Below are 11,527 nucleotides of genomic sequence, written 5' to 3' on the forward strand. Positions count from 1 at the left end.
TGGAGCTGACAGATACTAATCGATCGAGGACTTAACCAATTTGAATGTATGCTTACTGTTATCTAGTTTTGAGAGAACACTCTCAATGGTTTGGTGGCGATAGCGAAGAGGTCACACCCGTTCCCATACCGAACACGGAAGTTAAGCTCTTCAGCGCCGATGGTAGTCGGGGGTTTCCCCCTGTGAGAGTAGGACGCCGCCAAGCTATATTATGGTAAAGGCAGCTCATCATGAGTTGCCTTTTTTGTGTTTTTCTGCATACATTATATAATATGAGAAACGTAACGATATGCCTTTTTGTAAAAGTAGGTTTTATGCTTGTTCAAAGTGGAAATAATAGAGATAGAGCGATACAGTTGAAAAATTTCACGAAACACCTTATAGTAAGATTAAAGTCAAATATAGTCAAAGTCAATAAAGGAGGGGGTTGAGTGGGACATAATATTTCTGACATCATTGAACAGTACTTGAAACAAGTATTAGATCAAAATGGCAAAGAAATTTTAGAGATCAAACGCAGTGAAATCGCTGATAAATTTCAATGTGTTCCTTCCCAAATAAATTATGTCATCAACACCAGATTTACAAGTGAAAGAGGATATATTGTTGAAAGTAAACGGGGAGGCGGCGGTTATATTCGTATTATCAAAATTAAAATGAATAACGAAGTCGTCCTCATCAATAATATTATTTCGCAGATTCATACCCACTTGTCCCAGGCAGCCTCTGATGACATTATTCTCAGACTGTTAGAGGACGGAGTTATTTCGGAAAGAGAAGCTAAAATGATGGTGAGTGTAATGGATCGTTCAGTTCTATATATTGATTTGCCCGAACGGGATGAACTAAGAGCCAGAATGATGAAAGCAATGCTCACATCTTTAAAACTAAAGTAAGCGGGTGAAAAGATTGATTTGTCAAGAATGCAATGAGAGACCGGCCACTTTTCACTTTACGAAAGTTGTTAATGGAGAAAAACAAGAAGTTCATATTTGTGAACAATGTGCAAAAGAAAATAGCGATTCATACAGTATAAGTGGAAACCAAGGGTTCTCGATCCATAATTTATTATCAGGGCTGCTGAATATGGAGTCTTCATTTCAAAACACCGGTTCTCAAATGTTCAGCTACTCAGAGCAAGGCACAGCTTGTAAGAAATGCGGTATGACGTTTCAGCAGCTGAGAAAAACAGGGCGTTTCGGCTGTGCGGAATGTTACGATACGTTCTACAGCCAAATTACGCCGATCTTGCGAAAAGTTCACAGCGGGAATACGGTGCATGCCGGGAAAATTCCAAAACGAATAGGCGGAAACCTGCATGTAAGACGGCAAATGGAAATGTTAAAAAAAGAACTTGAATCTTTAATACACCACGAAGAGTTTGAAAGAGCAGCGGAGGTCAGGGATCAGATCCGATCGTTAGAGCAGAAATTAAAAAGTAAAGACAGTGAGGGGGAACAAGGGTAATGTCGCTCAAGCATTTTATTCAGGACGCACTAAGCAATTGGATGAAGCAAAAGGGACCTGAAAGTGACATTGTACTCAGCAGCCGTATACGGTTGGCCCGAAACTTTGAAAATATAAAGTTTCCTGCCAGGTATACGAATGAAGAAGCCTCATCCATCATTCAGCAATTCGAAGATCATTTTTCAGGAAAAGAACTGCCTGATATCGGTCAATTTCATTTAATCAGAATGAGTGAAGCTCAGCCTTTGGAAAAACGGGTGCTGATGGAGAAACATCTGATCAGCCCGAATTTAACTGAATCCCCTTTTGGCGGCTGTCTGCTTTCTGAAAATGAAGAAGTCAGCATTATGTTAAATGAAGAAGATCATATCAGAATTCAATGCCTCTTCCCCGGCTTCCAGCTTCTCAACGCCATAAAAGCGGCAAACCAGGTTGATGACTGGATTGAGGAGAAAGTGGATTACGCCTTTGGAGAGAAGAGAGGATACTTAACAAGCTGTCCTACAAATGTAGGGACGGGACTAAGGGCTTCAGTCATGATGCATTTGCCGGGCCTTGTATTAACTAGGCAAATGAATCGAATTATACCGGCAATTAACCAATTAGGCTTAGTTGTTAGAGGAATTTACGGTGAAGGCAGCGAAGCATTAGGAAATATCTTTCAAATTTCAAATCAAATCACACTCGGAAAATCAGAACAGGACATTGTAGATGATTTAAACAGTGTGGCTGCCCAGCTGATTGAGCAGGAACGTTCAGCCCGAGAAGCGCTTTACCAAACCTCGAAAATTGAATTGGAGGACCGGGTATTCAGATCTTATGGTGTTTTATCCAACTGCCGTATGATTGAATCAAAGGAAACGGCGAAATGCCTTTCTGACGTTCGGCTGGGGATAGACCTTGGAATCATCAAAGGGCTATCAAGCAATATACTTAATGAACTGATGATTTTGACACAGCCGGGTTTTCTCCAGCAATATTCGGGCGGTGCATTACGGCCGAACGAAAGAGACGCGAGAAGAGCGGCTCTTATCAGGGAAAGGCTGCATTTAGAAATGAGTGCAAATAGACAGGAGGATGATTCGATATGATGTTTGGAAGGTTTACAGAGCGAGCTCAAAAGGTATTGGCACTGGCACAGGAAGAAGCACTGCGCTTAGGCCATAACAATATTGGAACTGAACATATCTTATTAGGTCTGGTTCGTGAAGGAGAAGGGATTGCAGCTAAAGCACTCCAAGCACTCGGACTCGGTTCGGATAAAATTCAGAAAGAAGTGGAGAGCTTAATCGGACGGGGACAGGAAATGTCTCAAACGATTCATTATACGCCAAGAGCAAAAAAAGTCATTGAGCTCAGCATGGATGAAGCCAGAAAGCTAGGACATTCTTATGTGGGAACAGAACACATACTTCTCGGACTGATTCGTGAAGGAGAAGGCGTGGCCGCGAGAGTTCTGAATAATCTCGGTGTCAGCTTGAATAAGGCGAGACAGCAAGTGCTGCAGCTTCTGGGAAGCAATGAGACGGGATCTTCTGCATCCGGTACGAACAGCAATGCAAACACGCCGACGCTTGACAGTCTGGCTCGTGATTTAACCGCGATTGCGAAGGAAGACAGTCTTGATCCGGTTATCGGCCGAAGCAAAGAGATTCAGCGTGTTATTGAGGTATTAAGCCGCAGAACGAAGAATAATCCCGTTCTTATCGGAGAACCGGGTGTAGGTAAGACTGCGATTGCTGAAGGCCTCGCACAGCAGATCATCAATAATGAAGTGCCGGAAATTTTACGTGATAAACGCGTAATGACATTAGACATGGGTACGGTTGTAGCTGGTACGAAATACCGCGGAGAATTTGAAGACCGCTTGAAAAAAGTAATGGATGAAATACGTCAGGCCGGCAATATTATTTTATTCATTGACGAACTGCATACACTGATCGGAGCGGGGGGAGCAGAAGGTGCGATTGACGCATCGAATATCTTAAAACCTTCACTGGCCCGCGGAGAGCTTCAATGCATCGGTGCGACAACGCTTGATGAATACCGTAAATATATCGAAAAAGACGCCGCTCTGGAGCGCCGTTTCCAGCCGATTCAGGTGGATCAGCCGTCAGCCGATGAAAGCATTCAAATTTTAAAAGGGCTCCGTGACCGCTATGAAGCGCATCACCGCGTATCCATTACCGATGAAGCGATCGAAGCGGCGGTTAAATTGTCCGACCGTTATATTTCTGACCGCTTCCTTCCGGATAAAGCGATCGATTTAATTGATGAAGCCGGTTCAAAAGTACGTCTCCGTTCTTTCACAACGCCTCCGAACTTAAAAGAGCTTGAGCAGAAACTCGATGAAGTTCGCAAGGAAAAAGACGCTGCCGTTCAGAGCCAGGAGTTTGAAAAAGCGGCTTCCCTTCGTGATACGGAGCAGCGTCTGAGAGAACAGGTGGAAGACACGAAAAAAACGTGGAAAGAAAAACAAGGCCAGGAGAACTCCGAAGTTTCTGTAGAGGATATTGCGATGGTTGTATCCAGCTGGACCGGGGTGCCTGTATCTAAAATTGCCCAAACGGAAACAGATAAGCTTCTCAATATGGAAAACATTCTGCACTCCCGCGTCATCGGCCAGGATGAAGCTGTTGTAGCCGTTGCAAAGGCCGTCAGACGTGCAAGAGCCGGTCTGAAGGACCCGAAACGCCCGATTGGTTCATTCATCTTCTTAGGCCCTACAGGCGTTGGGAAGACAGAGCTGGCACGAGCGCTGGCGGAATCCATTTTCGGTGATGAAGAAGCGATGATCAGAGTGGATATGTCCGAATACATGGAGAAACATTCGACTTCACGTCTTGTCGGTTCTCCTCCGGGATATGTCGGCTATGATGAAGGCGGCCAGCTGACAGAAAAAGTGAGAAGAAAACCTTACTCTGTCGTACTGCTTGATGAAATTGAAAAAGCGCATCCTGATGTGTTTAACATACTCCTGCAAGTGCTTGAAGACGGACGCTTGACTGATTCAAAAGGACGCACTGTGGATTTCCGCAACACGATCCTGATTATGACGTCAAACGTCGGAGCGAGCGAGCTGAAACGCAACAAATATGTGGGCTTCAATGTCCAGGATGAATCACAAAACCATAAAGACATGAAAGACAAAGTCATGGGAGAGCTGAAACGTGCCTTCAGACCTGAGTTTATCAACCGGATTGACGAAATTATCGTCTTCCACTCCCTTGAGAAAAAACATCTTACAGACATCGTGTCGCTTATGTCTGATCAGTTAACAAAACGTCTGAAAGAACAAGATCTCTCTATCGAGCTGACGGATGCTGCAAAAGCAAAAGTAGCAGAAGAGGGCGTCGATTTGGAATACGGCGCACGTCCGTTAAGAAGAGCGATTCAAAAGCATGTGGAGGACCGGTTATCAGAAGAACTCCTCAGAGGCAATATTGATAAAGGCCAGCACATTGTTCTTGATGTTGAGGACGGCGAATTTGTCGTAAAAACAACTGCTAAAACGAACTAATATAGTGACAAACATGAGGCATACGTAAGCGAGTGTATGCCTCACTTTGTTATATAGAGAAATATTCGATAAGGAAGAGGTCTTACAACATATATGGCTAAATCAAAAACAAAATTCATCTGCCACTCATGCGGTTATGAATCCGCAAAGTGGATGGGAAAGTGCCCGGGCTGCGGGGCTTGGAATACAATGGTGGAAGAAACCATAAAAAAAGCGCCGGCGAATCGGCGGGCGGCTTTCTCCCACTCCGTTCAAACCGTCCAGAAACCATCACCCATTACATCAATTGAAACATCGGAAGAACCCCGCGTTCACACAAAGCTTGAAGAATTCAACAGAGTGCTTGGCGGCGGCGTTGTGAAGGGCTCGTTAGTATTAATCGGCGGCGATCCCGGCATCGGAAAATCAACGCTCCTTCTCCAAGTATCCGCACAATTAGCAGATACGGCCGGCAGCGTGCTTTACATTTCAGGGGAAGAATCCGTGAAGCAAACGAAGCTGCGCGCCGACAGACTTGGAATCAACAGCCAAATGTTACATGTTTTATCTGAAACCGATATGGAGTATATTTCGTCTGCTATACAAGAGATGAAACCCGCATTTGTTGTCGTAGACTCCATTCAGACCGTTTACCAAAGTGATATCACCTCGGCTCCCGGCAGTGTATCACAAGTAAGAGAGTGTACGGCCGAATTGATGAAAATCGCGAAAACAAACGGCATACCTATTTTTATCGTCGGGCACGTCACAAAAGAAGGATCGATCGCAGGGCCGAGATTGCTTGAGCACATGGTCGATACCGTTCTATACTTTGAAGGAGAGCGGCACCATACATTCCGTATTTTGCGGGCCGTAAAAAACCGTTTCGGCTCCACAAATGAAATGGGCATCTTTGAAATGCGGGAAGAGGGGCTTACGGAAGTGCTGAACCCTTCTGAAATTTTCTTGGAAGAGCGTTCTGCCGGGGCATCGGGTTCGAGTATCGTTGCGTCAATGGAAGGAACGAGACCGATCCTGGTTGAAATCCAGGCGCTCATATCACCGACCAGTTTTGGAAACCCGCGCCGCATGGCTACAGGCATTGACCACAACAGGGTGTCGTTAATTATGGCTGTGCTTGAGAAGCGGGTGGGTCTTTTGCTTCAAAATCAAGATGCATATTTAAAGGTCGCCGGCGGGGTCAAACTGGATGAACCGGCGATTGATTTGGCAGTAGCCGTCAGCATTGCCTCAAGCTTCAGAGATACACCGCCGAATCCCGCAGATTGCTTTATCGGTGAAGTGGGTCTGACAGGAGAAGTCCGCAGGGTGTCAAGAATCGAACAGCGCGTAAAGGAAGCGGCAAAACTCGGCTTCAAGCGCATGATCATACCTGAGGCGAATGCAGATGGGTGGACAATACCAAAAGGGATTGAGGTTGTCGGAGTAGCAAATGTTGCAGAAGCGCTTCGTACTTCATTAGGAGGATCATAATAGATGGAAAAAGAGAAAAAAGGGGCGAAACAAGAGCTTGACCTGTCTGCAATTCTACAGTTCGTTGCACCGGGCACCCCGCTCAGAGCCGGGATAGAGAATGTACTTCGGGCAAATACAGGCGGCCTGATTGTTGTCGGATACAATGATAAGGTAAAGCAAGTCGTGGATGGCGGTTTTCATATTAATACATCATTTGCGCCCGCTCACTTATACGAGCTGGCTAAAATGGACGGTGCCATTATTTTAAGTGATTCCGGCCAGAAAATTCTTTATGCGAATACGCAGCTTATGCCGGAGGCGACCATTTCTTCTTCAGAAACGGGAATGAGGCACCGTACGGCGGAACGGGTGGCGAAGCAGACCGGCTGTCTCGTCATCGCCATTTCTGAGCGCAGAAATGTCATTACGTTATATCAGGACAGCATGAAGTACACACTAAAGGACATAGGATTTATTTTAACAAAGGCAAATCAGGCTATTCAAACGCTTGAGAAGTATAAAACCATTTTAGACAAAACGATTACGGCTTTAAACGCATTAGAGTTTGAGGAGCTTGTGACATTCAGTGACGTGCTGTCCGTCATGCATCGATATGAAATGGTGCTCCGAATAAAAAATGAAATCAATATGTATATTAAAGAACTTGGAACGGAAGGCCACTTAATCCGTCTGCAGGTGATTGAACTGATTACGGACATGGAAGAAGAGGCGGCACTTTTCATCAAAGACTATGTCAAAGAAAAAATCAAAGATCCGTTCGTGCTGTTAAAAGAGCTTCAGGATATGTCCAGCTATGATCTGCTTGATGACTCCATTCTGTTTAAGCTGCTTGGATATCCGGCTTCTACCAATATTGATGATTATGTGCTCCCGAGAGGATACAGGCTGCTGAACAAAATTCCGCGTCTGCCGATGCCGATTGTTGAAAATGTGGTTGAGGCGTTCGGGTTTTTGCCAAGCATAACGGAAGCCACAGTAGAAGAGCTTGATGATGTTGAGGGTATCGGCGAAGTGCGCGCCAAAAAAATCAAAAAAGGCTTAAAACGCCTTCAGGAAAAACACTATATAGATAGACAGCTTTAAGAATCGCTTAAACCTGTCGGAATCCGGGTATATTATTGTTAGTTTTTGTTTATTCTGAATTTGTAGGCTCTGACAGTCTGCTGAAAAAATGCTACTTAAAAGGAGGTGGAGGTATGTTAAAACGAATAGTTCAGGCGTTCTTCATTATTGTGGGCGGCGTTGTCGGTATCTTTTTAATACCTGAATTGTTTGTGCTGTCAAATATACAGGACATACCTTTAATAACAAACGCATATACGTCTGCTGCAATTGGTGCTATTATCTTTTTTCTCATCAGTATATGGACGACAGAATATGTGATTAATTGGGTAAAATGGATTGAAGATTCTTTGCTGAGAGCTCCGGTGCCGGATCTGTTATTCGGGAGTCTCGGATTGGTTTTTGGACTTATCATCGCATATCTCATTGTAAACGTGATTCCGCTGGACAATATTCCGTACCGTATATTCAGCACCATCATTCCGGTCTTTCTGGCTTTCTTTCTCGGTTATCTGGGCTTCCAAGTCGGATTTAAGAAAAAGGATGAACTGATCAGTCTTTTCTCCATTTCTGCAAGAATGCAGAAGAAAAAGGGAAGTGCTGATGAGGAGCAGGAGGAACAGGATAAAAGGCTGAAAATCTTAGATACAAGTGTTATTATTGATGGGAGAATTGCAGATATTTGTCAGACGGGCTTTTTAGAAGGCGTCATTGTCATTCCTCAATTTGTGCTGGAGGAATTACAGCATATCGCTGATTCTTCAGATGTTTTAAAACGTAACAGAGGACGCCGCGGTCTGGATATCTTGAATCGCATTCAAAAGGAACTGGATATTACGGTTGAAATTTATGAAGGCGACTTCGAGGACATTCAGGAGGTTGACAGCAAGCTTGTCAAACTTGCGAAGCTGACATCCGGCGTCGTTGTGACGAATGATTTTAATTTAAATAAAGTATGTGAGCTTCAGAAGGTTGCGGTACTGAATATTAATGACCTTGCAAACGCGGTGAAGCCGGTTGTGCTTCCGGGCGAAGAGATGAATGTGCAGGTGATTAAGGACGGGAAAGAGCACAATCAAGGTGTGGCTTACTTGGATGACGGTACGATGATTGTTGTGGAAGAAGGCCGCAATTATATAGGGAAACATATTGATGTGCTCGTAACCAGCGTACTGCAGACAGCGGCGGGACGAATGATTTTTGCCAAGCCCAAGCTGCTTGAGAAAGCTCTTTAAGAGGGAGTTCATATGGAGTATGTTGTCGTTATTCCGGCTGCCGGACAAGGAAAACGGATGAAGGCCGGAAAAAATAAGCTGTTCATCAGCTTAAAAGGTGCGCCTGTTATTATACACACACTGCGGGTTTTTGAAGGCCACGCACCCTGTCAGAAAATAATCCTGGTGATAAACGAGAGTGAACAGGAAGATTTTCGCCAGCTGCTGGCCCAATTTCCGATTCAGACGGAAATTGAGCTTGTTACCGGAGGTGCGGAGCGTCAGAACAGTGTATACGAAGGACTGAAAGTGATTGATAAGGAATCGGTCGTTCTTGTTCATGACGGAGCGCGCCCGTTTGTCACACATCAGCATATCGATAAGCTCGTTGAAACAGCAGAGGAGGCGGGAGCGGCTGTCCTGGCTGTTCCTGTGAAAGACACGATAAAACGGGCGGAAGGCTCCCGGGTTGCGGAGACCTTTGATCGTTCAAGCTTGTGGGCCGTTCAAACGCCGCAAGCTTTTCGTCTTTCTTTATTGAAGACGGCGCATATGGAAGCGGAAAACAAAGGCTTCTTAGGGACGGATGACGCCAGCCTCGTCGAGCGTCTTGATGGATATCAGGTGAGTATCGTTGAAGGCAGCTATACCAATATTAAGCTGACAACGCCGGATGACCTGATATTTGCGGAAGCAATCATGAAAGCGGAAAGTGGGAATCATAATGTTTAGAATCGGACAAGGATTTGATGTGCATCAATTAACGGAAGGCCGTCCTCTCATCATCGGCGGAATTGAAATTCCTTATGAAAAGGGGCTGCTCGGACATTCAGATGCTGATGTATTGCTGCATACAGTCGCAGACGCGTGTCTCGGAGCGGCAGGTGAAGGAGATATCGGCAAGCATTTCCCGGATACTGATCCGGAATTCAAGGATGCAGATTCTTTTAAGCTGCTTCAGCATGTCTGGAACATTGTTAAAGAAAAAGGATACGTACTCGGAAATATAGACTGCACGATTATTGCGCAAAAGCCGAAAATGGCGCCGCATATTGAAGCTATGAGAAAGCGGATAGCGGAAGGCCTTGAGGCGGACGTCTCTCAAGTAAACGTAAAAGCGACGACGACTGAAAAGCTCGGGTTTACCGGAAGAGCCGAAGGAATTGCCGCTCAGGCGACCGTTCTGATCCAAAAAGCCTGATCATTGTTTTGATGCCCGGTCTATTTGGTGGTAGAATAGATACATATATTCGGCTAGAGGCTACAGACGAGATGAAAGGAAGTATTTGAACATGGGAAATGAAGTACGCGTTCGTTATGCACCGAGTCCGACCGGACATTTGCATATCGGTAACGCCAGAACAGCGCTTTTTAACTATTTATTTGCCCGCAGCCAAGGCGGAAAGTTTATTATCCGGATTGAGGATACGGACAAAAAGCGAAATATTGAAGGCGGAGAGCAAAGCCAGCTCAACTATTTGAAATGGCTCGGCATGGACTGGGATGAAAGTGTGGATGTCGGCGGAGAATACGGCCCGTACCGCCAGTCTGAGCGTAACGACATTTACAAAAAGTACTATGAAGAGCTTCTTGAAAAAGGGCTTGCTTATAAATGTTTCTGTACGGAAGAAGAACTTGAGAAAGAACGTGAAGAGCAAATCGCCCGCGGGGAAATGCCGCGCTATTCCGGCAAACACAGAAACCTGACTCAGGCAGAGCAGGAGCAGTTTTTAGCCGAAGGCAGACAGCCGAGCATCCGTTTCCGCGTGCCGGAAGGGAAAATCATCGCATTTAACGATATCGTAAAAGGTGAGATTTCTTTTGAATCAGACGGCATCGGCGACTTTGTCATCGTCAAAAAAGACGGAACACCGACGTATAACTTTGCTGTCGCGATTGACGATTACTTAATGAAAATGACGCACGTGCTCCGCGGTGAGGATCACATTTCAAATACACCGAAACAGATCATGATTTTCCAGGCATTCGGCTGGGATGTTCCTGTCTTCGGACATATGACGCTTATCGTAAACGAAAGCCGCAAAAAATTAAGTAAACGTGATGAATCAATTATCCAGTTTATTGAGCAGTATGATGAGCTGGGTTACCTGCCTGAAGCGCTGTTTAATTTTATCGGACTTCTCGGCTGGTCTCCCATCGGTGAAGAAGAGCTTTTCACAAGAGAACAATTCATTGAAATTTTTGATGTAAATCGTTTGTCTAAGTCACCGGCTCTGTTTGATATGCATAAACTGAAATGGGTCAACAACCAATACGTCAAAGCGCTGGACCTTGATCAAGTGGTTGAGCTGACCTTGCCGCACCTGCAAAAAGCAGGAAAAGTCGGCACTGAGCTTTCTGCCGAGGAGCAGGAATGGGTTCGTAAATTAATCTCTCTTTACCATGAGCAATTGAGCTACGGCGCTGAAATTGTCGAGCTGACTGATTTGTTCTTTAAAGATGAGATCGAGTATAATCAAGAGGCGAAAGCCGTTCTGGAAGAAGAACAGGTGCCTGAAGTGCTCAGCGTATTTGCTGCGAAGCTTGAAGAGCTTGAAGAATTTACGCCTGAGTTGATCAAAGCCTCAATTAAAGCTGTTCAGAAAGAAACAGGCCATAAAGGTAAAAAGCTGTTCATGCCGATTCGTGTAGCGGTTACCGGTCAGACACACGGTCCTGAGCTTCCGCAGGCCATTGAGCTGATCGGCAGAGAAACAGCCGTCAGACGCCTGAAAAGCATTTAAATATACGATTGTTGACAGGGAAGAGTATAAAACAATGACCATTA

At 45.1% G+C, this 11,527-nt stretch carries 10 protein-coding genes, 1 rRNA gene and 1 other annotated feature (1 of these 12 cut by a window edge); all 11 genes read left to right on the top strand.

Features of this window, described 5'->3' with window-relative positions:
• Nucleotides 1-89: 89 nt before the first annotated feature.
• The 11 genes from rrf (at nt 90) to gltX (ending at nt 11,483) form a co-directional block, all read left to right on the top strand.
• Nucleotides 90-205, top strand: a 5S ribosomal RNA gene (rrf, locus tag BXO87_RS19475).
• Nucleotides 206-431: 226 nt separating this feature from the next.
• Nucleotides 432-896 (top strand): transcriptional regulator CtsR, encoded by a 465-nt coding sequence (gene ctsR / locus BXO87_RS19485; RefSeq protein ID WP_003156396.1) that lies wholly within the window; start codon nt 432-434, stop codon nt 894-896.
• Nucleotides 897-909: 13 nt separating this feature from the next.
• Nucleotides 910-1,467, top strand: a complete 558-nt coding sequence (gene mcsA / locus BXO87_RS19490) for a protein-arginine kinase activator protein McsA (RefSeq protein WP_025284097.1) — start codon at nt 910-912, stop codon at nt 1,465-1,467.
• A complete protein-coding gene (gene mcsB, locus BXO87_RS19495) occupies nt 1,467-2,558 on the top strand; it encodes a protein-arginine kinase McsB (protein WP_003156398.1) in 1,092 nt (363 codons plus the stop codon). The genes mcsA and mcsB overlap by 1 nt, the downstream gene beginning before the upstream one ends.
• Nucleotides 2,555-4,987 carry an ATP-dependent protease ATP-binding subunit ClpC gene (gene clpC, locus BXO87_RS19500; protein WP_015239036.1) on the top strand — a complete coding sequence of 811 codons (2,433 nt, stop codon included), beginning with the start codon at nt 2,555-2,557 and terminating at the stop codon, nt 4,985-4,987. Before mcsB ends, clpC begins: the two co-directional genes overlap by 4 nt.
• 93 nt (nt 4,988-5,080) lie before the next feature.
• Entirely contained in the window at nt 5,081-6,460 is a 1,380-nt protein-coding gene (radA, locus tag BXO87_RS19505) for a DNA repair protein RadA (protein ID WP_014416742.1), read from the top strand.
• Between the two features lie 3 nt (nt 6,461-6,463).
• A complete protein-coding gene (disA, locus tag BXO87_RS19510) occupies nt 6,464-7,546 on the top strand; it encodes a DNA integrity scanning diadenylate cyclase DisA (protein WP_007615225.1) in 1,083 nt (360 codons plus the stop codon).
• A 113-nt stretch (nt 7,547-7,659) separates the two neighbouring features.
• Nucleotides 7,660-8,760, top strand: coding sequence for a PIN/TRAM domain-containing protein (locus BXO87_RS19515; protein WP_003156403.1), 1,101 nt, complete (start codon nt 7,660-7,662; stop codon nt 8,758-8,760).
• A gap of 12 nt (nt 8,761-8,772) precedes the next feature.
• The gene (ispD, locus tag BXO87_RS19520) at nt 8,773-9,471 is read left to right on the top strand and encodes a 2-C-methyl-D-erythritol 4-phosphate cytidylyltransferase (RefSeq protein ID WP_038456709.1); all 699 of its coding nucleotides are present in this window, start codon (nt 8,773-8,775) and stop codon (nt 9,469-9,471) included.
• On the top strand, nt 9,464-9,940 hold the full coding sequence (gene ispF / locus BXO87_RS19525) for a 2-C-methyl-D-erythritol 2,4-cyclodiphosphate synthase (protein ID WP_038456712.1): 477 nt from the start codon (nt 9,464-9,466) through the stop codon (nt 9,938-9,940). The genes ispD and ispF overlap by 8 nt, the downstream gene beginning before the upstream one ends.
• 91 nt (nt 9,941-10,031) lie before the next feature.
• Nucleotides 10,032-11,483: a glutamate--tRNA ligase gene (gene gltX / locus BXO87_RS19530; RefSeq protein WP_038456715.1), complete on the top strand. Its 1,452-nt coding sequence runs from the start codon at nt 10,032-10,034 to the stop codon at nt 11,481-11,483.
• A 2-nt stretch (nt 11,484-11,485) separates the two neighbouring features.
• Nucleotides 11,486-11,527: a binding site (T-box leader), on the top strand (it continues 192 nt past the right edge of the window).

This window comes from Bacillus sp. GZB (assembly GCF_001975995.1).
In the GTDB taxonomy this organism is placed as follows: Bacteria; Bacillota; Bacilli; order Bacillales; family Bacillaceae; genus Bacillus; species Bacillus velezensis.